Annotated in this window: 31 protein-coding genes and 1 riboswitch; of the genes, 9 read left to right on the top strand and 22 right to left on the bottom strand. The window is 70.7% G+C overall.

Features of this window, described 5'->3' with window-relative positions; all coding sequences use genetic code 11:
- Window positions 1-91 precede the first annotated feature (91 nt).
- The 3 genes from WBK31_RS32850 to WBK31_RS32840 form a co-directional block, all read right to left on the bottom strand.
- A complete protein-coding gene (locus tag WBK31_RS32850) occupies window positions 92-295 on the bottom strand; it encodes a hypothetical protein (RefSeq protein ID WP_406673657.1) in 204 nt (67 codons plus the stop codon).
- Window positions 296-442: 147 nt separating this feature from the next.
- Window positions 443-631, bottom strand: a complete 189-nt coding sequence (locus WBK31_RS32845; RefSeq protein ID WP_406673656.1) for a hypothetical protein — start codon at window positions 629-631, stop codon at window positions 443-445.
- 230 nt (window positions 632-861) lie between these two features.
- A complete protein-coding gene (locus WBK31_RS32840; protein ID WP_364062851.1) occupies window positions 862-1,368 on the bottom strand; it encodes an FBP domain-containing protein in 507 nt (168 codons plus the stop codon).
- A gap of 76 nt (window positions 1,369-1,444) precedes the next feature.
- On the opposite strand from WBK31_RS32840, the gene WBK31_RS32835 reads away from it, so the two are divergent.
- Window positions 1,445-2,035, top strand: a complete 591-nt coding sequence (locus tag WBK31_RS32835) for a WHG domain-containing protein (protein WP_364062854.1) — start codon at window positions 1,445-1,447, stop codon at window positions 2,033-2,035.
- 66 nt (window positions 2,036-2,101) lie between these two features.
- On the opposite strand, the gene WBK31_RS32830 is transcribed toward WBK31_RS32835, so the two are convergent.
- Together WBK31_RS32830 and WBK31_RS32825 are read right to left on the bottom strand one after the other, a co-directional pair.
- Window positions 2,102-2,707 carry a hypothetical protein gene (locus tag WBK31_RS32830; protein WP_364062857.1) on the bottom strand — a complete coding sequence of 202 codons (606 nt, stop codon included), beginning with the start codon at window positions 2,705-2,707 and terminating at the stop codon, window positions 2,102-2,104.
- Window positions 2,708-2,736: 29 nt separating this feature from the next.
- Window positions 2,737-3,204, bottom strand: coding sequence for a Clp protease N-terminal domain-containing protein (locus WBK31_RS32825; RefSeq protein WP_364062860.1), 468 nt, complete (start codon window positions 3,202-3,204; stop codon window positions 2,737-2,739).
- Between the two features lie 148 nt (window positions 3,205-3,352).
- On the opposite strand from WBK31_RS32825, the gene WBK31_RS32820 reads away from it, so the two are divergent.
- Window positions 3,353-4,042 (top strand): hypothetical protein, encoded by a 690-nt coding sequence (locus tag WBK31_RS32820; protein WP_378786044.1) that lies wholly within the window; start codon window positions 3,353-3,355, stop codon window positions 4,040-4,042.
- A 9-nt stretch (window positions 4,043-4,051) separates the two neighbouring features.
- Here the strand turns inward: WBK31_RS32820 and WBK31_RS32815 are convergent, their stop codons facing one another.
- The 3 genes from WBK31_RS32815 to WBK31_RS32805 form a co-directional block, all read right to left on the bottom strand.
- Window positions 4,052-4,783 carry a Clp protease N-terminal domain-containing protein gene (locus WBK31_RS32815; RefSeq protein ID WP_364062866.1) on the bottom strand — a complete coding sequence of 244 codons (732 nt, stop codon included), beginning with the start codon at window positions 4,781-4,783 and terminating at the stop codon, window positions 4,052-4,054.
- 94 nt (window positions 4,784-4,877) lie between these two features.
- Window positions 4,878-5,924: a hypothetical protein gene (locus tag WBK31_RS32810; RefSeq protein ID WP_406673655.1), complete on the bottom strand. Its 1,047-nt coding sequence runs from the start codon at window positions 5,922-5,924 to the stop codon at window positions 4,878-4,880.
- Between the two features lie 184 nt (window positions 5,925-6,108).
- Entirely contained in the window at window positions 6,109-6,894 is a 786-nt protein-coding gene (locus tag WBK31_RS32805) for a GxGYxYP domain-containing protein (RefSeq protein WP_406673654.1), read from the bottom strand.
- Between the two features lie 237 nt (window positions 6,895-7,131).
- Between WBK31_RS32805 and WBK31_RS32800 the strand changes: the two genes are divergently transcribed.
- Complete coding sequence (locus WBK31_RS32800) at window positions 7,132-7,494, top strand: hypothetical protein (protein ID WP_406673653.1); 363 nt, start codon at window positions 7,132-7,134, stop codon at window positions 7,492-7,494.
- Entirely contained in the window at window positions 7,491-9,605 is a 2,115-nt protein-coding gene (locus WBK31_RS32795) for a carbon starvation CstA family protein (RefSeq protein ID WP_364062875.1), read from the top strand. Before WBK31_RS32800 ends, WBK31_RS32795 begins: the two co-directional genes overlap by 4 nt.
- 3 nt (window positions 9,606-9,608) lie before the next feature.
- Here the strand turns inward: WBK31_RS32795 and tenA are convergent, their stop codons facing one another.
- Both tenA and thiD read right to left on the bottom strand, forming a co-directional pair.
- A complete protein-coding gene (gene tenA, locus WBK31_RS32790; RefSeq protein WP_364062878.1) occupies window positions 9,609-10,283 on the bottom strand; it encodes a thiaminase II in 675 nt (224 codons plus the stop codon).
- Between the two features lie 37 nt (window positions 10,284-10,320).
- Entirely contained in the window at window positions 10,321-11,130 is an 810-nt protein-coding gene (thiD, locus tag WBK31_RS32785; protein WP_364062881.1) for a bifunctional hydroxymethylpyrimidine kinase/phosphomethylpyrimidine kinase, read from the bottom strand.
- A riboswitch (TPP riboswitch) is annotated at window positions 11,118-11,213 on the bottom strand. Its footprint overlaps the gene before it by 13 nt.
- A gap of 57 nt (window positions 11,214-11,270) precedes the next feature.
- Here thiD and WBK31_RS32780 point away from each other — a divergent pair.
- Window positions 11,271-12,212, top strand: coding sequence for a DNA polymerase domain-containing protein (locus WBK31_RS32780; RefSeq protein WP_378786046.1), 942 nt, complete (start codon window positions 11,271-11,273; stop codon window positions 12,210-12,212).
- A gap of 87 nt (window positions 12,213-12,299) precedes the next feature.
- On the opposite strand, the gene WBK31_RS32775 is transcribed toward WBK31_RS32780, so the two are convergent.
- Window positions 12,300-12,905 carry a hypothetical protein gene (locus WBK31_RS32775; protein WP_406673652.1) on the bottom strand — a complete coding sequence of 202 codons (606 nt, stop codon included), beginning with the start codon at window positions 12,903-12,905 and terminating at the stop codon, window positions 12,300-12,302.
- A gap of 186 nt (window positions 12,906-13,091) precedes the next feature.
- Here WBK31_RS32775 and WBK31_RS32770 point away from each other — a divergent pair, with 186 nt between their 5' ends.
- Window positions 13,092-13,682 carry a hypothetical protein gene (locus WBK31_RS32770; protein ID WP_364062889.1) on the top strand — a complete coding sequence of 197 codons (591 nt, stop codon included), beginning with the start codon at window positions 13,092-13,094 and terminating at the stop codon, window positions 13,680-13,682.
- Window positions 13,683-13,835: 153 nt separating this feature from the next.
- Complete coding sequence (locus tag WBK31_RS32765; RefSeq protein ID WP_378786047.1) at window positions 13,836-14,117, top strand: hypothetical protein; 282 nt, start codon at window positions 13,836-13,838, stop codon at window positions 14,115-14,117.
- Here WBK31_RS32765 and WBK31_RS32760 read toward each other — a convergent pair.
- The 4 genes from WBK31_RS32760 to WBK31_RS32745 form a co-directional block, all read right to left on the bottom strand.
- Complete coding sequence (locus WBK31_RS32760) at window positions 14,089-14,892, bottom strand: hypothetical protein (RefSeq protein ID WP_406673651.1); 804 nt, start codon at window positions 14,890-14,892, stop codon at window positions 14,089-14,091. The two genes, WBK31_RS32765 and WBK31_RS32760, sit on opposite strands and share 29 nt — an antisense overlap.
- A gap of 66 nt (window positions 14,893-14,958) precedes the next feature.
- Window positions 14,959-15,099 (bottom strand): hypothetical protein, encoded by a 141-nt coding sequence (locus WBK31_RS32755; protein ID WP_406673650.1) that lies wholly within the window; start codon window positions 15,097-15,099, stop codon window positions 14,959-14,961.
- A complete protein-coding gene (locus WBK31_RS32750; protein WP_406673649.1) occupies window positions 15,090-15,344 on the bottom strand; it encodes a hypothetical protein in 255 nt (84 codons plus the stop codon). The genes WBK31_RS32755 and WBK31_RS32750 overlap by 10 nt, the downstream gene beginning before the upstream one ends.
- Window positions 15,345-15,556: 212 nt before the next feature.
- The gene (locus WBK31_RS32745; protein ID WP_406673648.1) at window positions 15,557-15,964 is read right to left on the bottom strand and encodes an FHA domain-containing protein; all 408 of its coding nucleotides are present in this window, start codon (window positions 15,962-15,964) and stop codon (window positions 15,557-15,559) included.
- Window positions 15,965-16,445: 481 nt separating this feature from the next.
- Between WBK31_RS32745 and WBK31_RS32740 the strand changes: the two genes are divergently transcribed.
- Together WBK31_RS32740 and WBK31_RS32735 are read left to right on the top strand one after the other, a co-directional pair.
- Window positions 16,446-16,943 (top strand): sigma-70 family RNA polymerase sigma factor, encoded by a 498-nt coding sequence (locus WBK31_RS32740; protein ID WP_406675548.1) that lies wholly within the window; start codon window positions 16,446-16,448, stop codon window positions 16,941-16,943.
- A gap of 34 nt (window positions 16,944-16,977) precedes the next feature.
- Complete coding sequence (locus WBK31_RS32735; RefSeq protein WP_364062907.1) at window positions 16,978-17,676, top strand: zf-HC2 domain-containing protein; 699 nt, start codon at window positions 16,978-16,980, stop codon at window positions 17,674-17,676.
- Here the strand turns inward: WBK31_RS32735 and WBK31_RS32730 are convergent.
- From WBK31_RS32730 to WBK31_RS32700, 7 genes are all read right to left on the bottom strand, one after another.
- Complete coding sequence (locus WBK31_RS32730; RefSeq protein ID WP_364063262.1) at window positions 17,660-18,043, bottom strand: DUF5360 family protein; 384 nt, start codon at window positions 18,041-18,043, stop codon at window positions 17,660-17,662. The two genes, WBK31_RS32735 and WBK31_RS32730, sit on opposite strands and share 17 nt — an antisense overlap.
- A 3-nt stretch (window positions 18,044-18,046) precedes the next feature.
- The gene (locus WBK31_RS32725) at window positions 18,047-18,598 is read right to left on the bottom strand and encodes a TetR/AcrR family transcriptional regulator (RefSeq protein WP_406673647.1); all 552 of its coding nucleotides are present in this window, start codon (window positions 18,596-18,598) and stop codon (window positions 18,047-18,049) included.
- Window positions 18,599-18,815: 217 nt separating this feature from the next.
- Window positions 18,816-21,290 carry an NB-ARC domain-containing protein gene (locus WBK31_RS32720; protein ID WP_406673646.1) on the bottom strand — a complete coding sequence of 825 codons (2,475 nt, stop codon included), beginning with the start codon at window positions 21,288-21,290 and terminating at the stop codon, window positions 18,816-18,818.
- The gene (locus tag WBK31_RS32715; protein ID WP_406673645.1) at window positions 21,287-23,008 is read right to left on the bottom strand and encodes an ABC transporter permease subunit; all 1,722 of its coding nucleotides are present in this window, start codon (window positions 23,006-23,008) and stop codon (window positions 21,287-21,289) included. The genes WBK31_RS32720 and WBK31_RS32715 overlap by 4 nt, the downstream gene beginning before the upstream one ends.
- A gap of 67 nt (window positions 23,009-23,075) precedes the next feature.
- Window positions 23,076-24,308, bottom strand: coding sequence for a hypothetical protein (locus WBK31_RS32710; protein WP_364062919.1), 1,233 nt, complete (start codon window positions 24,306-24,308; stop codon window positions 23,076-23,078).
- Window positions 24,292-24,933 (bottom strand): ATP-binding cassette domain-containing protein, encoded by a 642-nt coding sequence (locus tag WBK31_RS32705; RefSeq protein WP_364062922.1) that lies wholly within the window; start codon window positions 24,931-24,933, stop codon window positions 24,292-24,294. Before WBK31_RS32705 ends, WBK31_RS32710 begins: the two co-directional genes overlap by 17 nt.
- Before the next feature lie 120 nt (window positions 24,934-25,053).
- Window positions 25,054-25,665, bottom strand: coding sequence for a dienelactone hydrolase family protein (locus WBK31_RS32700; protein WP_364062925.1), 612 nt, complete (start codon window positions 25,663-25,665; stop codon window positions 25,054-25,056).
- Window positions 25,666-25,686: the final 21 nt, after the last annotated feature.

The raw sequence follows: 25,686 nt of genomic DNA, 5'->3' as shown, positions 1-25,686 counted from the left end.
CGATCTCACGGCCGTACACGTCACCGACCTGCTCGACTCCATCTGCGATCTTCCCGGACGCAGCTGCTCGAGCGTCGGGACGGCGCCTGGGTCACCGTTTCAGGCCGGCCTTGTGCAGGGCGGCGCCGGCGCGGAAGCGCAGGCGGAGGCAGCGGTCCCGGGTTTCTTCCGTGGCGTCGGCGGGGCAGCAGCAGTGTCCGGCGAGCCAGCGGAGGTCGTCGGGATCCAGCCAGAGCGCGACCCGGCCCAGGGCCTGCTCCCTGTCCGGTTCGGTGGGTTCGGCGTTGTTCGGCACAGAAGGCAGGCTAGGCCTTTCACGTCTGCGTCTGTCGTCATATGACCGAACGCTCTCGGCGACCGGCCATCGCGGCGCGGGCGCCGGATACGGCGACAGGCGTGCGCCCGCGCTGTCCCACCGCGGGAAGTGGCCGAAGGCAGTACCTCAGGCCGGCTGCGTACGGCGGCGCCAGGTGATCAGCAGAGTCGCCGCCGTCGCGAGTGTCAGCAGCAGGTGTACGACGTGCCACCAGGTGTTCGGCACCTGCTCCAAGGACAGGACCGCGAGCAGGGCGTTGTCCGCCACGAGCCCGGCGAACGCGTTCAGCACCCCGAGCCCGATCAGCGCGAGCACGGGCGGAAGGTCGCGCGCCCGCCGGACGAGGCCAGTCGGACGAGGGCCACGCCGTCGTGAGGGCGTCAAGATCTGGGCCGGTGCCTGTCGGCGGCGTCGGGCAGGTGTCCGGCACCCCGGATGAAGGGGGTGCGCGACCGGGCACCAGGGCGCTCGCCACGACAGTCCTGCACACCGAGGAGGCCGCGCCTGGCGAAAGCGTCGCCGGACTCCTGGGCGCGTGCCGCTGATCAGGCGGTCACCTTCGCCAGGAACGCCTCCAGGTTGGCCCGCACGCGGGCGATCTTCTCGTCCACGGTCAGCGACTCGTCCATGAGCGCGCCGTCGCCCGGCGCCTGCTTCCTGCCCCGGGTGTAGAGGGAGCAGGCGAGGTCCGTGCAGACGTACTGGCCGACGGTGTTGCCCTGGCGGCCGGCCTCGCCGGTGCGGCGGGCGGTCATCAGCGCGACGCCGCCGCTCGTGTGCGTGGTGAGGCAGAACGAGCACATGCTCCGGGAGGTGAACGTACGCGACGCCGACGCCCCCGACGTCACGCGCAGGGCGACGCCGGTGGGCGCGCCGTCGCGATCGACGACGAGGTACGCGCGGTCGGGCGCGCCCGGGTCGCGCCAGCCGAGGAAGTCGAGGTCGTCCCACGGAAGGTCGGCGAGATCCTTGGGGATGCCGAGCCGCTTGGCCTCACCCTTGGAGCAGTTGATGAAAGATGTACGGATGTCGTGTTCGGTGAGCGGTCGCATGGGCGGGGACGCTAGTCCTTCTTAAAGGTTGTAAGCAACTGATTAAATAGCGTAGCAAGAGGATGAAAGGCAGCGCATGGCACGTGCGGGAGTGACCGCGGAACGCCTCACCCAGGCGGCGGCGGAGCTGGCCGACGAGATCGGCTTTCAGAACGTCACCATCTCGGCGCTCGCGCGCGCGTTCGGCGTGAAGCCGGCGGCCCTGTACTCACACGTCAAGGACATCCAGGATCTTCGGATCAGGGTGGCCAAGCTGGCCCTGGCCGAGCTCGCAGAACGGGCCGCCACCGCCCTCGCCGGGCGGTCGGGCAAGGACGCGCTGGTGGCGTTCGCCAACGCGTACCGTGCCTACGCCAAGAAGCATCCGGGCCGGTACGCCGCCGCGCAGCTCGAACTCGACTACGAGACGGCCGTGGACAGCGCGGCCGCGCGGCACTCGGAGATGACGCGGGCGATCCTGCGCGGCTACGACCTGCCCGACCCGGCCCAGACCGACGCCGTACGGATGCTGCACAGCACCTTCCACGGGTACGTCAGCCTGGAGATGTCGGGCGGGTTCCGGCACACGCCGCGCTCGGTCGAGGAGTCATGGGAGCGGACGCTCGACGCGCTCGACGCCGTACTCCGCAACTGGCCCCACCAGTCCGGTGGCGCGTCCGACGGGTAGCTCTGCCGCAGAGGTTCGGCGGTTACGGCCCCGAGGCTGGGCGAGAGGTATCGGGCTCGCAGGCGTTCAGGTGGCCGCGGGGAGTTCGCCGATCGCGGCGACCCGGTGCGTGCCGGCGGCCGAGCAGAGCCAGACCGGTGTCTCGCCCAGGATCGCGGCTCGCAGCCCGCGGTCGTGCTCGGTGCAGACCGGCCAGGCCCGCCAGATCATCTCCACGATGACCTCCTGGGCGGCATCGGCGACGGCGGCGAGCGCACGGCCGGGGTCGCGGCCGGTCGAGGGAGGCATGCCGTTGCCCTGGAAGGCGCCGCGGAACTCCACCCACGCCTGCCCGCTCTCGTCCCACTCGGGGACGGCGAGCCGCAGCGGGCCGGTGACGCCGGTGGCGCGGGCGTCGCGTTCCACGATGGCGAGCGCGTCTTCCAGAGCCCGCCACCAGCCGGGTTCGAGCTCGAACGTCGGCTCGAACGACGTCTCGCGCAGGACCGCCTCCGCCACCCGGGTCAGGTCGGCGGGGTCGGACGTCAGGAGCTCCCGGACCGCGGGGGTGCTCACGCCGTGGTCGTCCAGGACGATCGCGAGGTCGAGCAGCGTCTCGTAGTCGAGGTCACCGCTGCGCAGACCCGCATAGACGCGGCTGCTCGCCTCGACGATCGCCCTGCTGAACAACACGGGCCCCTCCGTCATGGGCCAGGGCGGGGTCAGCCGCCGTTGCGGATCGCGTCGATCCTGCTCACAATGTACTGTTCGGCCGCCGCCCTCGTGACGCCGAGGCCGGAGAGCACGCCCACCGTGACGACGTCGTCCAGGGACAGGACGCCGAGCAGGAGGTGCTCGGCGCCGATCCAGTCGTGGCCGAGGCGCTGCGCCGTCTGGGCGGCCAGGTCGAGGGCCTTCGCGGTCTGAGGCGCGTACGCAAGGAATTGCTCGCTGCTGCCCGGACCCGTGCCGAGCGCCGCCGTGATGACGCGCCTGACCGTCTCGGCCGGCGCGCCGAGCGCGGCCATGGTGGTGGCGCCGAGCAGGTCGGGCTGGTGCAGCAGGCCCAGCACCAGGTGGCCGGGCTCGATCTGGCCGTGCCCCGTGGCACGAGCCTCCTCCTGCGACTTGACGACGACGATGCGGGCGCCTTTGGTGTAACGGGCGAACGTCCCCAGGTCCTGGGCCATCGGTCTGGTCTCGCTGCCTTCCTCGGATATGCGAACCGTTGTTCGGTGCCGCCCATGCTACGCCCGATCTTGACCCGCGACGTCCAAGGGAGATCGTGAGAGGGTGGGGCGGGCAGCGTCATAAAGGGGGCGGTCGTGAGGGGGCGTCGTGGGAGTTGCCGAGCTGGCGCACGTCCGGTGGATCGCGGGCGGGACCGGGGCCGGGAAGAGCACGGTCGCCCGGATCCTGGCCGAGCGCCACGGGCTGACCGTCTACGACGGCGACCGCGCCGAGGCCGGGTACGCGGCACGCTGCACGCCCGAGCGGCACCCGTACATGTGCGCCCTGCTGCGGACACCCGTCGAGGAGCGGTACGCCGGCCGCGCGCCGGAAGAGGTGTTCCGCGCGATGCCGAGCCTGCACGGCGAGACGTTCGGGTTCGTGGTCGAGGACCTGCTGGCGCTGCCGGCCGACCGGCCGGTGCTGGTGGACGACTTCCGCCCGCTGCCCCGCGAGCTGGCGCCGCTGCTGGTGCGGCCGGAGCAGGCGGTGTTCCTGCTGCCGGCGCCCGGGTTCCGGCGCAGGGTGCTCGAGGCCCGCTACGCCGACCCTGGCCGGGCCCGCGCCACCTGGGGGGACGTGGACCCGGCTGCGGCGCTGGCCGTGCGGGTGGCGCGGGACGAGCTGTGGGACGCCGAGGTTCGCCGCCAGGCCCGCGAGACCGGCCTGCCCGTCGTGGACGTGGACGGCTCGCGGGACGCCGAGGCGCTGGCCGCCGGCCTCGCGGCGGCCTTCGGCCTCATGCAGCGCAGCGGCCACCCGGTACGCGACGCCAGAGGCGGCTGCTCGCCCTGCTGATCGAATCGGTCAGGACTGGCTGCGGATCGCGTCGATCGTCCGCAGGATGTGCTGCTCGGCCGGGTCCTTGGTGACGCCGAGGCCGGAGAGCACGCCCACCACCGGAGCGTCGTCCAGGGACAGGATGCCGAGCAGGAGGTGCTCGGTGCCGATCCAGTCGTGGCCGAGGCGCAGCGACTCGCGGGCGGCCAGGTCGAGGGCCTTCGTGCTCTGCGCCGCGAACGGCAGGACCGGCTCGCCGCTGCCGGGGCCGGTGCCGAGTGCCGCCGTCATCGCGTTCCTGACCGTCTCCACGGGCGCGCCGAGCGCGGCCATCGTGGTCGGGGCCAGGGTGTCGGGCTGGTGCAGGAGGCCCAGCACCAGGTGGCCGGGTTCGATCTGCGCGTGCCCCGTGGCACGGGCCTCTTCCTGCGACTTGACCACGACGACGCGGGCGCGGTCGGTGTAGCGGGCGAACGTCCGCAGGTCCTGGGCCATCGACCTGGGGCTGCTGCCTTCCTTGGGGACGAACCGCTTCTGCGCGGCCTGTTTGGTGACGCCCATGCTGCGCCCGATCTCCGTCCACGACGCCCCGGAGCGTCGGGCCTGGTCGACGAAGTGGCCTATGAGGTGGTCTGCGACCTCGCCGATGTGCTCGGCGAGCGCGACGGCGTCGGAGAGCTGGCCCAGAGGGTCGCCGTCGGGGTGACGATTCTTGATCGTGGTGATGAGGTCGTCCAGGCGGACGGGGCTCGTGCTCATGCGTCAACCATAGGTTGACGCCTCTTCCTGGTCAACCGCCGGTTGACGAAAAGGCCGCCCCGAGTGCCGGGGCGGCCAAGGCGGGGGCGGATCCTCACTGCTCCTTCGTCAGGTGCTCGTTGAGCAGGTGGAAGAACACGTCACCCCGGACGATCTCGAACGGCTCGTCCAGCAGCTCGCCCAGCTCGGCGATGTCGGACGGCGTCCAGTTCCACGCGTTCACGGCGCCGGCGATGAACAGCGGCGTCGAGCCGTCCCACCCCTCGATGTGCCTGAGCAGCCCGTCGCGGTACTCCTGCGCCTTGCCCTGCGGGTAGAGGTTGCCGATGAGCGGCAGCCCGCCCACATGGGCCTGGAGGTCGCCGGTCTCCCACGACTGGATGATGCCGCGCACCGGGGTGTGTCTCCGGTACGAGGAGGCGATCCGCTCGTCGTAGGCGACCCAGCCATTGTCCTCGGCGTTGCGGTGGTTGTAGGCGTAGACCAGGTCCATGCCGGTGCGGCGCATGTAGCGGCCGGTGAGCTTGGTGTACGCGTCCAGGGCGTCCTCCGGCCAGGAGCCCGGGTAGGTGTATCCGGCGCCGGACGGGCCGGCGATGAGCAGGTCGTTGTCGGTGGCGGTGCGCTGGTAGTAGGACAGCAGCGCGGGCCCGATGTCGGCGAGCAGCGGGCTGACCGTCCAGTTGGTGGGGACGCGGCCGCGCGCCGGGTCGTCCCAGATCTGCCGCATGCGGCGCTGGCAGTACTGGATGTTGTCGCCCTCGCCGACGGTGAGCGTGAGGTAGACGCGGTTGCGGAGGGTGGCGCGGGGGCGCGGGCGTACGCGGTCGGAGACCTTGGCGGGCACGCCGGCGTGCACGGTGCCGTTCATGTAGTAGTCGGCGGGCACGACCTCCACCGCGTGCTGCGAGGCGCGGTCGACGCCGCCCCACTCGCCGGCCACGTCGTTGGAGAACCATCCCGCGTACGGCGTCGTCGGCTTGACCTTGCTGAAGATCTCGTCGAGCAGCTTGCCGGTCTCGCCTGCGGCGGCAGCCAGAAGACCATGGCGCGGCTGGCCACGGTGTAGTCGCGGAAGTAGGGGAACGGCTCGACGCGGGTGGGGGCGGTGGTGGTGGCGGTGACCAGGTACTGGTTCCACAGGTCCACGTCGACGAGCAGCTCGCGGGTGCCGGCGGGTGGGGTGAAGCGGTAGATGAAGTAGCCGCCGCCGTCGGCGAAGCGGTTGGACTCGCCGCCGATGGCCGAGTTGACGCCGTCGAAGAGGAAGGGCGCCTCGGCGTCGGTGCCGGGGGTGAAGGAGGCGATCTGGACGCCGTCCGCCTTCACGACCACGGAGCCGACGGACGCGCCCCAGCCGTCGTCGCCGAGCGAGTCCTGGAAGCGCAGGAAGACGCCCTCCTCGCCGGACAGCTCCTGGCTGAGGTCGAACGTGCGCACCGCCCGGTTGGAGGTGTCCCTGATGCGCTCGGTCTCCCTGGCGATCTCCCGCCACTGGACGCCCTCGACGGAGACGGTCCTGGTCGGGGGCAGGCCGCTGAGCAGGGCCTTGGTGCAGCGGGGAAGAGCTCGTCGAGCTGCCAGCGGTAGGTGGCGAGCACGTCGTCGGGGTCGAAGCGGCCGCGCAGGTCGGTGATGACCTTCAGCCGGTACTCCTCGGCCTGTTCGGCGGTGGCGGCGACGGCGTTCTCCAGGCCGGCCAGGGTGGTGGCGACGTTCACCGAGTCGGGGACGTCGGGGTCGATCAGGATGGCGCCGCGCACCTCGCCGCGGTAGCGGGCGACGAGGTCGAGGGGCCGTTCGTGGCGGGTGACGGCGGCGCCGGTGCTGGACAGCCAGCGCTCGTCGAAGCCCTCCTTGTTGTAGTTGAAGTACAGGCGCGGGCGGCGGCGGTTGACGACGCCCTGGAGCGTGGTCAGAAGCAGCTGGTCGTTGCCGTGCAGGGTGGCGATGTCGGCGTAGTCGAGACGGGTCGGGCGGCCGAAGCCGGGCAGGAGTGGGGCCGTAGCGGGCGCGGATGCGGAGGCGGGGGCGGCGGGAAAGCTGAGTCCCAGCGCGCCGGCCGCGAGCACCGTGCCGTTCGCCAGGAGGAATTCACGTCGGGACACCATCGGCGTTCACTGCTCCTCGTCGGGGGAGACCAGGAATGACAGCGTTGTCATCGCGTCGGTAGGCAACGTAACAATGTGAAGGTTTGTTGTCTATGGTGTAAATGGGGCGAGATTTCCGGAACAGCGGCCGGCGGGCCGACCCGCCCTCGTTTTGTGCATGCACGAACGGGTTTCGCCGCTGAAGCATCCGGGTAAGCCCGACGTTAATTTTGAGCTGCCTCCTTCCAGGAGCCACGGATGTCCCGTGTCACGCTCACCCCCGCCGCCCGAGACGCCCTGCGCGGCAACGAAGTGGTCTTCTTCGACTGGCACGTCACCGGCCTGTGCTGCGCCGACGCGGGCGAGTTCTCGGTCAGGCCGCTGCGCCGTTCGCGGCTGCCGCGCCGCGCCCGCCGGCTCGGCCCCACCGACCTGGTGTACGCCCACCCCACCGCCTGGGTGCATCTCGCCGAGCTGCCCGTCACCATCGACGTCCGCCCGCTGTGGCGGTGGCGGCGCTTCACCACCGATCTGCTTCCTGACGCCGGCCTGCGCTGCTGTCTGGGGCGCCCGGTTCACGACCAGTCCCCTCGCCAGAGACACATGGGAGGTAACCGGTGAAGCTGCGTTCCATCATCATCTGGACGGCGGTGGCCATCGTCGGTGCCGTAGGATGGGCGGTGCTCGCCCTGTCGAGGGGTGAGAACGTCAACGCGGTCTGGCTCCTGTGCGCCGCGCTCGGCTCGTACGCGATCGCCTACCGCTTCTACGCCCGCTTCATCGTCCGCAAGGTGCTGCGTGCCGACGACCGCAGGGCCACACCGGCGGAGCGGCTGGACAACGGCATCGACTACCACCCGACCGACCGGCGCATCCTGTTCGGCCACCACTTCGCCGCGATCGCCGGGGCCGGGCCGCTGGTCGGGCCGGTGCTGGCCGCGCAGATGGGCTACCTGCCCGGCACGATCTGGATCATCGCCGGCGTGATCTTCGCCGGGGCCGTGCAGGACATGGTGGTGCTCTTCTTCTCCATGCGGCGCAACGGCAGGAGCCTCGGGCAGATGGCCCGCGAGGAGATCGGCCCGATCGGCGGGGCGGCGGCGCTCATCGCGGTCTTCGCCATCATGATCATCTTGCTCGCGGTGCTGGCGCTGGTCGTGGTGAACGCGCTCGCGCAGTCGCCGTGGGGCGTCTTCTCCATCGCGATGACCATCCCGATCGCCCTGTTCATGGGCTTCTACCTGCGGGTGGTCCGGCCGGGCCGGGTCGTCGAGACCACCGCCATCGGGGTCGCGCTGCTGATCCTCGCCATCGTGGCCGGCGGCTGGGTGCAGGAGTCGAGCTGGGCGCCGTACTTCACGCTGAGCCCGTCGGCGCTGGCGCTGTGGCTCATCGCGTACGGGTTCATCGCGGCCGTGCTGCCCGTCTGGATGCTGCTCGCGCCGCGCGACTACCTGTCGACGTTCATGAAGATCGGCACCATCGTGCTGATCGCGGTGGGCATCGCGGTCACCATGCCGCCGCTGCGGACGACCGCGTTCACCGACTTCGCCTTCAACGGCGAGGGCCCGGTCTTCGCCGGGTCGCTGTTCCCGTTCGTGTTCATCATCATCGCCTGCGGCGCGCTGTCCGGCTTCCACGCGCTGATCTCGTCCGGCACCACGCCCAAGATGATCCAGAAGGAGACGCAGGTCAGGATGATCGGCTACGGCTCCATGCTCATGGAGTCGTTCGTGGCGGTCATGGCGATCACGGCGGCCTGCGTGCTCAGCCCCGGGCTCTACTTCGCGATGAACTCACCGGCCGGCGTCGTCGGCGCCACCGTGCAGAGCGCCGCAGAGGCCGTCTCGACCATGGGCTTCGTCATCACGCCCGAGCAGCTGCAGGCGGCGGCGGAGGCCGTGCAGGAGGAGACGCTGATCGCCAGGACGGGCGGCGCGCCCACCCTGGCCGTGGGCATCTCGCAGATCTTCTCCGGCTTCCTCGGCGGCGAGGGGTTCCAGGCGTTCTGGTACCACTTCGCGATCATGTTCGAGGCGCTGTTCATCCTCACCACCGTGGACGCCGGCACGCGTGTCGGGCGGTTCATGCTCCAGGACACGCTCGGCAACCTGTGGCAGCCGATCTCCCGGGTGAGCTGGTGGCCCGGCCTGGTCGCGACCAGCGCCGTCGTCGTCGCGGCCTGGGGCTACTTCCTTTACCAGGGCGTCAACGACCCGCTCGGCGGCATCAACCAGCTCTTCCCGCTGTTCGGCATCGCCAACCAGCTCCTCGCCGCCGTCGCGCTCACCGTCGCCACCACGCTGCTGATCAAGAGCGGGCGGCTCAAGTGGGCCTGGGTGACGGCCGTCCCGCTGGCCTGGGACGCGGCCGTCACGCTCACCGCGAGCTGGCAGAAGGTGTTCTCGTCCGACCCCACGCTCGGTTTCTTCGCCCAGCGCGACCGCTACCAGCAGGCCCTCGACCAGGGCCAGCTCCTCGCGCCCGCCAAGTCGATGGACGCGATGCGGCAGATCGTCGTCAACTCGACCGTGGACGGCGTGCTGGCCGCGCTCTTCGCCGTGCTGATCATCGTGGTCATCCTGGACGCCGCGCGCATCTGGATCACCGCGATCCGCTCGCCCGAGCCGCTGCCCACCACGGAGGCGCCGTTCGAGGAGTCGAAGATCGTCGCGCCGTCGGGGCTCATCGCCACCCGCGAGGAGAAGGAGCTGATGGCGAAATCAGGCTAGGTGTCAGGGTGCCAGCCACTCGGCGGTGGGCCAGCCCTCGCGCCGCCACGCGCTGTCCCAGAACATCCACTCGTAGGCCGCCGCCCGCCCGTACGCCTGCGCCATCGCCTCGCGGGTGTCCGGGGACGCGGCGGCGGCCAGCCGGTCGGTGATCGCCTTGGCCCGCTCGACGGAGGCGGCGAACTCCGGGTCGGAGTAGGTGGAGATCCACTTCGCGTACGGGTGCGCGGGGTCGTCGCCGGCCTTGGCGAGCAGCGCCGTACCGACGTCCTGGTAGATCCAGAAGCACGGCAGCACCGCCGCCGCGATCACCGGATACGGCTCCGACAGCGCCGTGGCCTGCAGGAACGACGAGTACGCCAGGCACGTCGGCGACGTCGCGATGCCCTTGGCGGCATCGCCCAGCTCGTCGATGTAGCCGGAGTGCAGCTCGCGCTCGGCGACCAGCGCGGTGTGCGCGCTCTGCGCCCAGAAGGCCGCATCGGCGGAGTCGCCGGCGCGCACGGAGGCGGCGGCCAGCGCCTTCGCGAACGCCTCCAGGTAGCGGGCGTCCTGCACCATGTAGAAGACGAAGGTGTCGCGGTCGAGTGAGCCGTCGCCGAGTGCCGTGACGAAGGGGTGCTCGTGGATGGCGCGCATCAGGTCGGACGTGCGCTGCCAGATGTCATCGCAGAACATCGCGTCTCTTTCGGAGGGGTCTGCCCGGCGGGGGCCGTTACCAGATGTTGTGGAAGTGGTGCACGGGGCCGTGGCCGTGGCCGACGCCCAGCGAGTCGGCGGCGCGCAGCGCCTCCGTGAGGTAGTCCTTCGCCGCTCGCACCGCGCTCGGCCAGTCGTCGTGCCGGGGCCGCAGCGCGGCGATCGCCGAGGAGAGCGTGCAGCCCGTGCCGTGGGTGTTCTTGGTGTGCACGCGCGGGGCGGACAGCTCGATCGTGCCCTCGGGGGTGGCCAGCACGTCGACGCAGGTGTCGCCGTCGAGGTGGCCGCCCTTGAGCAGCACCTGGCGGGCGCCGAGCGCGCGCAGCCTGGCCGCCTGCTCGTGCATCTCGGCCAGGCCGCTCGCCTGCGGCTCCTCCAGCAGGTCGGCCGCCTCGGGCAGGTTGGGGGTGATGAGGTCGGCGCGCGGCAGCAGCGTGCGGCGCAGCTCGCTCACCGCGTCGGCGGGCAGCAGCCGGTCGCCGCTCTTGGCGACCATGACGGGGTCGAGCACGACGTACTTGGGGCGGTAGGTGTCGAGCGCCGCCGCCACCGCCTTGATCAGGTCGGCGTCGCCCAGCATGCCGATCTTCACGGCGTCGGCGGGCACGTCGGTGAGCAGCGTGTCGAGCTGCTGGGTCACGAACTCGGCGGGCACCTCGTGGATGCCGGTCACGCCCGTGGTCGTCTGCGCCACCAGCGCGGTGATGACCGTCATGCCGTACGCGCCGAGCGCGGAGAAGGCCTTGAGGTCGGCTTGGATACCGGCGCCGCCGCTCGGATCGGTGCCCGCGATGGTCAGAACTTTGGGTACGGCGTCAGCGGCCATGACGTCCCTTCGCTAGTGCGAACTAGATCAGGTTCGACGGGTGTGATCTCAGCCCGGCATTTCGGGCACCCCGCGTCAAACGTTCACTCTAACAGGCCGGGTCGTTGACCACACGTTCGAGTATCGGCATCGTGGGACGGGTGGCCGCTGACGAGACGCGCGACGGCGTCTCCCTGACGAACCTCGACCAGCCGCTCTTCGACGGCGCGGGCGCAACCAAGCGCGACCTGGTCGACTACCTCGACGCCGTCTCCGGCCGCATCATCCCGGTGCTGCGCGGCCGCCCGCTCTCCGTCATGCGGGTACGCCCGGGGCAGCAGCCGTTCATGCAGAAGAACCTGCCCAAGTACGCCCCGGACTGGGTGCGCTCGGTGCGGGTGTGGGCGGACTCCTCGCAGCGGCAGGTCACGTACGCGCTGTGCGACGACCGCAGGACGCTGCTGTGGTTCGCCAACCAGCGGGCCGTCGAATACCACCCGGCTCTGTACGCCGGCGATCATCCCACGCACATGGTGCTCGACCTCGACCCGCCCGAGGACTCCTTCGCCCTGGCGGTGCGGGGCGCGCACCTGGTCAGGCAGGCGCTGGCCGACTCCGGGCTGGCCGGGGCGGTGAAGACGAGCGGGGCCAAGGGCGTGCACGTCTTCGTGCCCGTCGCGCCGGGCACCGCGATGGACGACCTGGCCGCCGCCACCCGCGCGCTGGCCGCCCGCGCCGAGCGGCTGGACCCGGCGCTCGCCACCACCGCGTTCATCAGGGAGGACCGCGCGGGCAAGGTGTTCATCGACTCCACGCGGGCGGGCGGCGCCACGGTGGCCGCCGCCTACAGCCCGCGCATCCGCCCCGGCGTGCCCGTCTCGTACCCGGTGGCGTGGGACGACCTCGACGGCGTACGTCCCGGTGACTTCACCGTCCACAGCGCGATCGAACGGCTGGGCGGGGCCGACCCATGGGCCGAGCACATGCCGCCGCCGCAGCCGCTGCCCGCCGACCTCGTCGAGGAGGGACACACGATCCCGGTGGCGCGGGTCCAGGCGATGCACGAGGGCAAGCGGCGCGCTCGCGCTCGCCGCGGGGAGTGACGCGCGAGGGCAAGCGGTGCGCTCACGCCCTCCGCGGGGAGTAGCGCTCAGCCGGTGGGGAGTAGCGCAGCCGGTGGGGAGTAGTGCTCAGCCGGTGGTGACGCCCTCCCTGAGCGCGGCCGCCGCGGCTTCGGGATGCTGGGCGAAGAACCTGACCGAGGTGACCTCGGCGCGGCGGCCAAGCGGGCGTACCACGGTGACCGGCTCGGCCAGCTCGACCGTCACGTTCGTCTGCGAGGAGACCGCCACGGTCAACCGGCCCTCATCGACGGTGATCATGCCGCCCTGGTGGTATGTCCGCCCGGTCCGCACCGCCGTCACCAGCTCGCGGGGCACCCGCAGGTCGAGGTAGACGCCGTACCGGATACGCAGCTCGTCCGCGGTGACGACGTGCGGCCTGGTCGCGCAGGCGGCGACCACCATGAGGACGTACAGCAGGCCGTACAGGTCGGCGATCAGCACCCCGTAACGCAGCCAGCCGGGCACGTCGAGGGCGGCGAGCAGCAGGTCCACGACCACGGTCTCGACCGCCATGGCGAACGCCATCAGGCCCATCATGAACGACTGCTCCTTGCCGTACGCGAGCGTCGTCGCTCCGTCCGGCACCCCGTGCCGCCGCCGCACGATCCACGCCGCGATGGCGGCGAGGCCCTTGAGCTCGAATCCGACGATGCGCAGCGCGGCTCTGACCATGCGCGTTCCTTCCTCCCGGCGGCTTCACCGCTCATGGGACACGTTGACGTCGCGTCAAGGTCAAGACCCGATCGGTATGGGTTGAACGCGGCCCGCGACCCCGGCGTACCCCCTGTCGGACCTGCGGCACCGGGGCCGGACCACCGGCGGTGCCGCCCGCGCTGATCGGCCACTACGGGGACGGCGATGGACTTTCAGGCATGGAGCGGCGGCCTGGCTCTGCGGCCGCGCGATTACCTGGGGACGGGCGAGCCGCTGGCCGCCGTCGTCAGGACGACCGGCCCGCTCACCGGCGAACGGCTGCACCTGTTCGCCCTCGGCACCGCCGCCACGCTGGCCAGGCTGCACCTCGGCGGCATCGCGGGGCTGCGGCTCAGCCCGGCGAACGTGCTCATCTCGCCGCAAGGTCAGGCGCTCTTCGCGCCGGGACCTCGGGACTGTCTGTTCCCCGCGCATGACGTGGGCGACTGGGCGGACGTGGTGGTGTTCGCGGCGACGGGGATGATGCCGGACGCGGGCGCCGACCTCGACCGGCTGCTGCCCCAGCTGCGCGCGGTGATCGACGCGTGCCGCCGCCCCGACCTCGGCGCCCGTCCGACGGCGGTGGACCTGGTGCGCATCCTGCTCGGGCGCACCGGCCCTGGTCGCGGTGGGTCGGTGCACGAGCTGCTGATGGAGGCCGAGCGGCGGACGGCGCCGTACGAGCAGGACGGGCATGAGCCGCCATCGCCGCCCCCGCCACCGCTGTGGCGCAGGCACCCGTACGGGCCGGGCTGACGATCGGCGTGCTGGACGGCTCGCTGGCGGGGCGCGCTCTCGGAGCGGGCCCATGGCTGACCTGCCGTACGGGTTCACCGTCCGCGTGCCCGAACTCCTGGCACGCGTTCGACGCCGGGCGCGCCGGGCGTACCGGCGACCTGGCCCGGGCTGGTGGACGCCAGGATCGCGGCCGCACCCGGTCGGAACCCGAAGGAGAGTGAACTCGCCATGGCGGCAGGCACCCGTCACCTCAGCTTCCCGCAGGTGGAGAGCGGCGCGAACCGCCTCAACAAGGAGAAGGAGGACATCCAGACCCGGCTGACCCACCTCAAGGCCATGATCGACCAGCTCGTGAGCAGCGACTTCGTCACCGATCGCGCCTCAGGGGAATTCCAGCAGGATTACGACCGAACAATGGCGCCCGTCAGGTCATGCGGGGCTTGGAGGGCATGATCGAGTTCTTCAAGACGGCCATCGCCACGCACCCCGAACTCGACGCTTCATTGAGCGGCGGAGCGAGCGTTGGAACCGCGCCGAATTTCGGTTTCGGACAAGGGGAGGGCGGCGAAAGAAAAGCGTCAGTTGCCCGATCACCAATGGTCACCCCGAAAAAGTTCCAGGCCGCAAATTCTGCGGCCTGGGTGATCAGTTGGAGTTGCCGTGGCTGGGGTACATGACCTGCCGGGTCTCGGCACTGGTCAGGCGGCGGACGGTGATCGTGCCGGCGGATTTCCGGTCCTGCTGAATCTGTGGGGCAGGGGCGTTGTTCATGGCACTCCTTACCGGGCGGATCGGGGAAACAGCGGGGGCGACGGTATGATTCCCTTCGCTTCCCCCTTGATAACAGAAAATCCCCCGACGTGACAGAATGTCGCGCAAAAATCTGCGTTTCCTGATTGTGTCGGGAAATAGCGCGTGACGGGTGCGGGAACGCGGCGAGCCGGACGGGGCTCACTCGGCGCAACGCCCGCGCGCCGTCGAGGATCACCACGACCTCCTCGGCGAAGCGGCGCCCCCTCGCCTTGAGCCGCTCGGTGACCAGGTCCCTCAGCTCTTCGACACGTTCCGTCCTGGTCTGCGGGGTGATGCCCGCCAGGCAGGACACGGGACCGTCCACGTTCAGGTACGGCAGCCGGCGCAGCAGCGCGTCCACCGGCTCGGGCGGGCCGATCACGCCGAGCACGCCGATCTCCCGCAGGTCCGCCGTCACCGGCACGCCGCGCAGCACCGGCGGGACGAAGTCCGGCCTCGAACGCGATCGTGGCGGGCTCCTCGGCCACCCCCACGCGCAGCGTCAGCCCGTCGGGGAGCCGGCGTTGCGCGGCCACAGCCCAGGGCCCTCGTGGGTGGCGGCGAACGTCAGCTCCACCTCGTCGGAGGCGACCTCATGGCGCAGCCACTGCTTGCGTACGACGTGCCGCCTGATCAGTTCCATCGTGTGGCGTTTACGCTGGTCGAACTCGCGCTCTTTCTTTCTGCGCTGCTGCCCTCCACCCGCTGGGTGGCGAAGAACGTGATCGGCGGCAGAATTCCGAAGAGCCGAAAATACGGGCTCTGCAACAGGATGGCCATCGCGCCGGAAAACGGCAGTGGCAGTGGCAGCGGCAGCGGCAGCAGTGGCAGCAGCGAGGAATGCAGCGGCACCGCGATATTGCCCTCCGGCACCTTGTTGCTCGGCATCGTGATGCGCGCGGCCGGCACGGCGGGGCCGGGGAGACGGCCCGGTCGAAGTCGATGCGGCCGTCCCTGGCCCGGGTGGTGCGCAGCCGGGCGGGCGGCAGCGGCACCCAGCGCAGCCGGTCGTCACCCACCTGGACCACCCCGTCGGGTCGCGACGCGATGGGGCCGGGTACGCCTCCCTGTTGGGGTGCGACGTGGCCGGGCTGCGTACGTCACCTCGTCGGGGCGCAGCGCGATGGGGCCGGGTACGCCTCCCCGTTGGGGCGCGGCACGACCGGGCCGGGTGCGCCTGCGTCGCCTGCCCGCGTGCCGTTGCGCGAGCCGAGATCGACGACGGTGGCCTCGCCGGTCCACGACACGTCGATGCGGGCGTGCCGCTTGGACACCTTGGCGTCGCACGGCAGGTTGATGTCGCTGTGCTCGCGGCCGACCAGGTGGCTGCCCGGGGTCGGCAAGACCTTCCGTTCCGCGTCGGGGCCGGCGAAGACGTGGATCGCGCCCGTCGCCGGCAGGGGCCGCCACGGCTGCGTACGCTCGGGCTCGCCCACGCTGATCGCGGCCTCCGGCACGAGCGGGCTGTCGGCGACGGCGGCGTCGGGGTCGAGCTCGCCGCTGCCCACGTAGCAGGGCCGGCGGTTGATCGGAAAGGGTCCCGCCCGCAGCAGTGATCAGATGGGGGTCTCGGGCTCCGCCGTCACCTCGACCTCGACCTCGACTCGCCGTCACCTAGACCTCGACTCGACCTCGACTCGACGTCGACTCGACCATGACATCGACCTCGACGTCGGCGGCGGTGACGGCCGCCGGCTCGCGGCTCGCGGCTCGCAGCTCGCGGCTCGCGGCTCGCGGCTCGCGGATCCGGCTCGCGGATCCGGCTCGCGGCTCGTCAACCGAATGATCGTAATCCCCTCCGCAGGGGACTGAAGCGCGATTTAGCGGATTAATCTAGTTAAGCAGCGAGGTTTGCAATTTACCTGACCCGGGCGCCACTCCGTCGCTAGAGTGATATTTCCCAATATCAGCGTACCGAGTGCGGTATTTCGTGATATCCGCAGCGCTAGGAGCCCGCCCGTGGTGAATCACCGCGTAACGGACGAGGCCATGGTCCGAGCCCTCTACCGCGAATACGGCGCCTCCCTCATGGCGTTCGCCATCAGGCTGACGGGCGGCGATCGCCGCTGGGCCGAGGACGTCGTCCAGGAGACGCTCGTACGGGCCTGGCGCAACCTCCACGATCTGCGTACGGAATCCGGTTCGCTGATGCCCTGGCTCGCGACCGTCGCACGGCGCGTCGTCATCGACGACCGGCGCCGCAACAACGCCCGCCCCCTCGACACCGTCGAGGACATCTCCGATCGCGCCCAGCCCGTGGCCGCCGAGGACGAGCAGCTGCTGAGAGAGATCGTGATCACCGACGCGATGATGTCGCTCTCCCCGGCGCACCGGCAGGTCCTCACCGAGACGTTCCTCCTGGACCGCTCGCTCCAGGAGGCGGCGGAGACGATCGGCGTGCCCGTCGGCACGGTGAAGTCCCGCGTGTACTACGCCATGCGCGCCTTACGGGTCGCGCTGGAGGAAAGGGGGGTGACGCTGCCGTGACCAAGGTGCGTCACGATGTCAGGGGGGTGGCGCCATGACTGAGGTACATCACGAGGATGTGGCCGCGTACGCGCTGGGCCTGCTCGAAGGGGAAGAGCGGGACGCCTTCGAACGCCATCTGCTCGGCTGCCGGATCTGTTCTGCCGAGGTGGACTCGTTCGCCGCCATGGGGGAGCTCATCAAGGGGGTACATCCGGACGACCTGCTGCCGCAACCGCCGGACCCGCAGGTCGAATCGCTCCTCGTCCGCCGCGCCGCCGCCGAGCGACGCCGCCGGAGCCTGCACCGCACGTTCATGACCGCCGCCGCCTGCGTGCTCGTCGCGGCCGGCGTCTATCTCGGCTTCAACGCCACGGTGGGCAGCGGCCCCGATCCCGACAGCATCCACAGCCCGGCCCGCGCGCTGCTCATGACCGGCAAGACGTACTCCGTCACCGACCCGGCCACCGGCGTCTCCGGGGTCGTCGGCCTGGAGGACAAGGGCTGGGGCACCCACGTCGCGCTGGAGCTGAAGGGCGTCAAAGGACCGCTGCAGTGCCGGCTCATGGCGGTGGGCGACGACGGCCGCTCAGAGGTGGTGGCGAGCTGGGGCGTTCCGGATAAGGGGTACGGCGTGCCCGGCGCGCCCGACCCGCTGCTCCTGCACGGCGCCACCAGCCTGCCGCAGGACGACATCAACCACTTCACCATCCAGACCTTCGACGGCAGGACGCTGGCTACGGTGCCGGTCTGACGCTCATGCCCCGCGTCAGGCACACGATGGCGGGCATGGGGAAGAGCATGAGGTAGAGGTTCGGTATCCACCAGGCGAGCGAGAAGTCGCCCCGCAACGTCCAGAACGCGATGGCCATGAGCCCCGAGGCCATGGTCAGCGCCAGCGAGACCAGCATCAGCGGCGGACCGCTCGCCCGGCCGAGGCGCATGAGACGCAGGCCGGCCAGCCCGGTGGCGCTGGCCGGCAGGTCGATCCAGAGGAAGGACCAGTTCCAGTCCACCATCAGCGGGTTCGTGTAGTCGGCGAACGCCCACTCCAGCGGGATCAGCCCGAGACCGGCGACGGCGAAATAGACGACGAACCGACATCCGTGACGAGCATTAATCCCTTAGTCGCGCGCAGCACGGTCGATGGCCTCCAACAGGTGGCGACGGGTCTTCTCGTGCAGGTCGGGTCCGGGTGAGCCGAGCCCGAGCAGTCTGGCCGCCCGCCAGCCGTCCGCAGCCAGCCGTACGGCCGTCGCCACCGCCGGGTCGATACCGTCATCGGCGAGCCTGGCCTGCCAGGCGGCGAACCGCTCGCGCAACGGCTGAAGCTGCGCCGGGTCGACCAGCACGACGGCGAGCAGCGCGGCGGTGACGCGGTCGGCAGGGGCCGTGGCGGTGGTGTGCCGCTCGGGGATGGTCGCCTCGACGTAGGCGCGCAGAAAGTCGCCGGGCCGGTCGCCCGCCCGTGCGAGTGTGTCGTCGAAAGACTTGGTGAGCCGCTCGACCATGGCGGCGACCAGGGCCTGCTTCGTGGGGAAGTGGTAGAACAGCCCGCCCTTGGAGACCCCGGCCCGCTTGGCGACGGCTTCGAGGGTGAGCGACTCTGCCCCCTGCGACAGCAGCACGTCGGCGGCGGCGTCGAGGAGACGGTCCTTCGCGCTCGGTCGTGGCATGCCCGAAACTATACCGGTCAGCCGGTACAGTTTCAGTGGCAGGTGCGGGTACGGGGGAGGACGGCACGGTCTGATGACCGGCTCGGGGCGGATAGGCAGAGGCTTGGTCAATCGGAGCGTGAGGTGATCACCAGGGAACCGGCTTGATCGGCAAGCGGAGGCGATCAGCCGGGGTTCGGTGCGATCGGAGGCCCGGGGCGAGCCGGCAGGCGGCCGGTCACGGGCTTGCCGCGGCCTCCCTGGCTTCGAGCAGCTCGCGCAGCACCTTGACCTGCTGGGGCTCCGCGGTCCCCTGCCAGGGCGCCAGGGCCTGCGCCCCCTTCTCGCGGTGTTCGCCGGCCTGCTCCGGCTGCAACCTGCTCAGGTGCAGGTGCGCCAGCGCCCTGCTCACCCCGGTCGGCGGCAGGTCCTTCAGCGCCTCGACGAGCAGCGCCGCCACCTCGGCCGGTTGGTGCTTCGGGTCCTCAAGCAGGAACCCGGCCCGGTGCACCTTGCAGCGCCCGAGCCCGGTCCTGTCCACCTTATGGTCCTGCTCCTCGGGGGTGGGTGCGGTCTTGTCGGGCTTCCTAGCCTCGGGCTTCCCGTAGAGCGTCTCGGCCTGCACCAGGTGCTGGTCGGCGTCGTGACGCTGGCCGAGGAAGTGGTGGGCCAGCCCGAGCAGTTCGTGGGCGTGCGCCTGCGTCGCCTTGTCGCGCGCCTGCTCCGCCAGGTCGAGCGCTTGGTACAGCACGATCCTGGCGTTGGTGTACAGGCGCCGCGCCTCGGCGGCGGCCTCCTCGCGGCTGGCCTGTCCGGTCTCGCGATCGACCGGCTCCGGGACGTCACCGTCGGCATGCGCGGCTTCGTCTCCTGCCTTCTCATCGCCCGGCATGAACAGCGCCTGGCCCTTCCGCATGAGCAGCGCCGCCACGTTGGTCAGCTGGACGGCCTGCCCCAGGACGTCGTTGCGGCCCAGAGCCTGGCCGTATTGGACGAGCTTTTGCTCGACGGTCTTGTAGTCGTCGCCTGCCGCCAGCAGCAGTGTCGCGTATGCCAGGTGCTGTTCGGCGGGCCCCTGTTCGACCCCGCCGTATAGTTGCGCCGCCTTGTTGAAGTGCTGATGCGCCTCGCGGACTTCGCTGACGGCGAGTAAGAGAGAGCACTGGCGGAGCTCTGCCGTCGCCTGCAACTGCTCGTCCTTGAGTGCCTCAGCGGCCTTGGCCAGGAGGGCCGCCGTGTTCAACCGGTCCTCGTCGCGTCCTTCGAACCGGTACCAGGTGTCCAGCGCGTCCCCGATCGCAGCCAGTGCGCGACCGGTTCTGGGGTCCGGTGCTGATTCCAGCACCTGCTGCAGCACCTGGTCCTCCATCGCGAACCAGTCTTCGGCCGCCTTCCCTTCTTCTTCGGCACCGGACAACCGCCGGGCGTGTTCGGCGGCCTGTGCTGCGAAGTGCTCCACCAGTCGACGCCATGCCGCCACTTGCCTCCGCGAGCGCCCCGCAGCCTCCGTCACGCCGCTGTCGCGAAACGTCTTCGGCACGCGTATGCGCTGGTTCCGCACCCGCTCGACAAGGCCCATGTCGATCAGTTCGTATATCGCGTCGTCGGCGGACGGCATGCCGAGCAGTGCGGCGGCGGCCTTTGAGTCCAGCTCGGCGATCGGGAGCTCGGCCAGCAAGGTGAACAACTTTCTGGCGGTCGGCTTGAGCTGGGCGAAGCTGCGTTCGAGCACGAATTGCAGAGTCTTCGCTGTGTCCGTCCCCTGCAAGTCATTCACCATGGTCTGTAGGGATATACGGGGGTTGCGGGCCAGCCAGGCGCCGACCCTGACCAGCTCGCGCGGGTTGCCCATGCAAGCGTCGGCGAGCTGTTTCAGCGCCTCCGGCTCGCTGCTGGCCCGTTCATCACCGATGTGCTGGGCCAGCAGGTCCTGCCGGGCCTGCTCGTCCAGCGATGCGAGCTCGATGTGCGCGACGCTGCCGTCGGACGGAATGCCCGTGAGCGTGCCCGCGATGATGACGTGCGCCTCCTGCACCCCGTCCGGCAGCCAGTCGACCTGGCTCCATGAGCTGACGTTGTCCAGCAGCAGCACGTAATGCTGCTCTTTGAGTGCTGCGCCCACTTTGTCGCCGGCGTCCTCGGCCCGTCGGATCTCGCTGATCTGGAGGCCCAGCGTGCGCAGCACCCGCTTGGCCACGCTCAACGCACTCTCGGGGTGGTCCTTGCTGGCACCGCGCACGTCGACGTAGAGCAACTGATCGGTGTTCTCTCCCACCAGGTCCGAGGCGACCTTGCGGGCGATGACGGACGTGCCCCTCCCAACGGGGCCACGTATGGCGAGGACACTTCTCCTCTTCAGTCTCCTTTTGATCCGCGCGATCTCCGCGTCCCTGCCCACCAGCTTCTCTGCTGGGTCCAGGTGCCGCGCCGAAATCTGGTGCTGTGCCGCCTTGGCGCGGGTACGGCGCATCACATGCTTGATCGCCCCGATGGCGACCGGCGGCACGACCACGGACACGACGATCAGCGCTATCAGCACCCAGATCGGCAGCCCGCCGAGGAGCTGTCTGAGCAACTCCTCCTGGAGGATCAGAATCGTGCCGCTCACCGTCAGCGCCCCGCCGACGCCCAGCTCGGCCCTGTGCGCGGTGGTCTGCACGCGGACCTCATCGATCCAGTTGCGAATGCGGCCCCTGCGCGAGAGCTCCGTCATCGCCGCACCCCTCCCGTCAGGCCCTGGTACAGCAGGCGCGCGGTCAACGCCACGACCAGCACCGGCACCACCATGGCCAGCACCGCCTGGGCCGCCAGCGGGCTTGCCGCGCTCATGAAGTGGCGGGCCTGCTCCAGCAGGATCAGCGGCAGGTGGTCCCCCGACGGCCAGTTGAGCAACAGTCCGACGACCGCGTCGTTCCAGACCAGGACGAACACCACGGCCCCGGCCAGCACCACGGCGGGGCGGGCCTCCCGGACGTAGTGGAACAGCTCGCGACGACCGCGCACCAGCATGGGCGCGGACACCCGGACGAACGCGTTGTGCAGCACCAGCACCGCCAGCGGCAGCACCAGCGCGGCGTGCACGATGATCAGCGCCGGGGCCGTGCCGATCGGGCTCAGCACCTGCTGAAGCGGCACGGCGAACGCCTGCGGCGGCAGCGCCGCCAGCGCCACCGCGACCAGCAGCACCATCTGCCAGGTGCGGCGGGGCAGCAGGTGCTCGTGCGCCAGCACGTACGCCGCCGGCACCGCCGCGAGCAGCACCACGGCGACCACTGTGACGGCCCGCAGGAACGTGGTGGCGAGCGCGCTGATGAAAGCACTGTCGGTCAGCGCCTCCGTGTACGAGCCGAAGGTCCACGGCTCGCCGTTCCACCACCCGGTCTGCGCGGCCGCGACCGGGTCGCGCAACGAGGTGATGAGCAGCGCCGCGAACGGCAGCAGCCACAGCACCGACACCGCCCCGCCGAGCGGCCACAGCCACCGGGCGCGGTCGGTGCGCGGCCGGGTGGACGGGGCGGAGCCGGCCCAGGTCACCCGCCCGTGCAGGCCGAGCAGGGCGGGCGCGGCGAGCGCGGCGACCAGCAGGGACATCAACACCGCCAACGCGGCGGCCCCGGCATAGCCCAGGTCGTCGTTGTGCCGCCACCAGTAGAGCCCGCCGCCTTCGACGAGCGCCTGCATCGACCCTGGTACGCCCATGAGCACCAGATCGAACACGCGAGCCGCGAAGACCAGCGCGAACAGGTACGCGAGCGCCGCCGGGCGCGCCAGCGCGGGCAGTATCACGCTCCACAGCCGTCCCCGCCGGTCCACGCCGAACGCCCTGGTCGTGCGCAGCAGGTCAGCGGGCAGCCTGGCCAGGGCCTCGTGGAAGACGAGGAAGGCGATCCCGGCGTACTGCCAGACGAAGGCCGAGCCGAGCACCAGCCAGATCCAGCCGGGCCCGAGGAAGGGGGTGTCGCGGCCGAGCAGAGCGGAGGCCATGCCGCGCTCGTGGCTGGTGTCGAACAGCAGGCGGAAAACGGCTCCCGTGGTGAGGGGCGAGACGACGGCGGGCAGCACCAGGATGATCCGCATGACCAGGCCGAGCGCGGGGCCCGCGTTCCTGACCAGCCAGGCCAGGCCGAGCCCCACCGCGCACACCACCACGACGAGCAGCCACCAGATCAGCATGTTGCCGATCGCCTGCCAGGCGCCCGCGTCGGTCAGCACCTCCTGCCACGCGCCGGGCTCTGAGAAGCTGATGATCACGGTCGCGAGGAGCGGGACCAGGGTCACGCCCGCCGACAGCAGCACCGCAAGCAGCAGGTAGAACGCCGCACGCCAGCGGCTGATGCCTTGTGGCTTCACCGGTACCCCGGCGTCGGGGTGCGGGGCCACCTCGAACAGGAAGGTGTTCGGTCCGTAGTTGCCTCGGTCGCTACCACTCATCGCGCGCTCACCCCGGACGGAAAGGTGTTGCGTTCACTCATCACATGGGCACGTGGGAAACGCGGGCTCATCGGGCGGCGCCCTTCGCGAGGCTCGTCACGATCTTCTCGCGGGCGGCCAGAGCCGCGCTTCGCGGTGTGACGGTGCTCGCGGCGACGTCGCTGAACAGCTCGGTGAGCACCCGCCACAACCCGCGCCCGTCGCCGCCCTCCAGGCGGCCGATCAGCCGGTCGGACAGGTCGTAGCGCAGACCTTCGCTGCGCCGCAGCGCCAGCGCGGGCTCGCGCAGCAGCGGTTGTGTCGGGTCGCGGTACGGGGTCAGGAAGCCGCCCTCGTCCACCCATTCGGTCAGCGCGTCGTTCGTGTTACCGCGCGGCCTGGTCAGCCACTCCACGAAGTCGAGCGCGTCGCTACCGCCGCGCTTCATCGCCACCGCGACGTCGCCGCCGACCACCAGGGGCGGCGGCCCGCCCGCGTCGCCGGGGAAGCGGAAATGGCCGGCCACGTCGGCGCCGGCGTAGCGCTGGATGACGGGCAGCGCGAAGTCGGGCGCGGCCACGACGTCGGCCGTGCGGTAGCGGAAGACATCGAGTATCGAGTCGTGGAACTGCAGGGTCAGCGCGCGCCTGCCCTGCTCCGGGGTGAACGCGTCGCGCCAGAGCGAGGCCAGCCTTTCGAGCGCCTCGGACACCTCGCCCCTCGCCCACCACTCGGGGTCGCCGCGTGTCGCCGAGGCGAAGAGGCCGTCGTACGCCTCGGGGGCCATGGAGAGCAGGACGTTCTCGAACCAGTCGCTGAGCACCCACCCGTCGGCCGCGCCGATGGCCACCGATCCGGGCCGAGGCTGCCAGGCGGTCAGGCTCGCGGGGGCGTGCCGCTCGCCTTTGCGGTGCCACACGAGCGACTTGTAGGCGAGCTTGAACCAGGCGCCCAGCTCGGGCCCGCCCTCCTCGGGGGTCACCAGCCGCCGCCAGAATTCCGGCTGGACGTGCCCGCTCTCCCTGGGCTGGATGCGCTTACGTACGACGGGGTCGAAGAGCAGGCCGAGCCGGGGGATGACGGCCACGTCGGGGATGACGTTCTCGGCGGGGCCGCGCAGCAGCGCGCTGATGTTGTCGCCCGCCGAGTAGACGCTCACGGGCCGGCGGGAGTGCGCGACGTAGGCGTCCACCACGCGCAGGAAGCGCTGTAACTCCTCACCGCTCCACACCACCGCGACCCGCAGCGGCGGCTGACCGGCGCAGCCCGCGGCGGCCACGGCCGGCACGGCCAGCAGGAACGCCCTACGACTTATCGACATCGGTGATCTCCAACAAGTCCGAGGACGAGGCGTAGTTGGCCACTGTGGTGTTGTCGTCGGTGACGATGAGCACGGTCAGTTTGTGGTCTTCGTCCATCGCCCGCTTCACCGCGCCGTCGCAGGACTCCCATCCCTTACGGTCCTCGACCACCACCGCTTTCGTCGTCACCGGCCGGCACAGAACCCGCGCGAGCGCGACCGTCAGCCGCTCTTCGTGACCGAGCTCGTGCGGCTTGTCGCCCATACGGCCCTCGATGTGCAGCCGCTTGGTGACGTGGCCGATGTAGCCGGGCGACACCGGCGCAAAGCCGTTGCTTGCGTGCGCGGCCAGCTCCAGGTTGCGCCTGACCGTCAGATGCGGTAAGAGACCGCCGCCTGCGGGCACCAGCCCGATCTCGCGCTCGGCCGTAGGCATGCCGGTGATGTCCTTGCCGTCGAGCAAGATCTGGCCGGCGACCGGCTGGGCCAGCCCGAGCAGGACGTCGGTGAACGCCTCGCCTACCGCGAAGTCGCGGGCCACCACGACCGCCACTTTGTTCTCGCCGAGCGTCAGCGGATCGGGTGACAGGCGTCGCCGGACTCCGTGGGCCTCCCAGATGAGACCGTTGATCTCCAGCAGCGGCACGTCTGTAACCGTTCGTCACGTCGGAAAGTGATCCGCACCTGACGTTCGCATAAACAACGATCTACTTCAACGAACGAACGCGGCTTCTGCGCGTGTTTGCTATTGAAGGCCGGAAATCTTTCATTTGTTGGCGGGCCGGAAAGCGCGAAAGTGCGTGCCGAACCACTCGCGAGCATGCTCGGCCACCGCATCCAGCGCGCCCGGCTCCTCGAACAGGTGGGTGGCCCCCGGCACCACCACGATCTTGCTGTCCGCGCGCAGCCGCCGCTGCGCCTCCTCGTTCAGCCCCACTACCACCGGGTCACGGCCGCCCACGATGAGCAGGGTCGGGGCGCGTACCGCGGCGAGGCGGTCGCCGGCCAGGTCAGGCCGCCCGCCGCGCGAGACGATCGCGGCGATCTCATTGTCCGGCTCGGCCGCCGCCCACAGCGCCGCCGCCGCTCCCGTGCTCGCGCCGAAGTAGCCGATCGGCAGTCCCGCCGTCTCCGGCTGCTCGCGCACCCACGCCGTACGCTCCAGCAGCCGCCCCGCCAGCAGCTCGATGTCGAACACGTTCGCCCGGTCGAACTCCTCCTCCGGAGTCAGCAGGTCGAACAGCAGCGTGCCGAGGCCGCCCTCGTTGAGCGCCCCGGCCACGTACCGGTTGCGCGGGCTGTGCCGGCTGCTACCGCTGCCGTGCACGAAGACCACCAGGCCAAGGGCGGCGCCAGGAACGACCAGATCCCCCGTCATCGCTCACACTCCCCTCACCGC

Source organism: Nonomuraea sp. N2-4H (genome assembly GCF_045291505.1).
Classification (GTDB): domain Bacteria; phylum Actinomycetota; class Actinomycetes; order Streptosporangiales; family Streptosporangiaceae; genus Nonomuraea; species Nonomuraea fastidiosa.
The sequence above is the reverse complement of the archived record's forward strand: the minus strand, read 5'-3'. Positions and strand labels throughout refer to the sequence as shown.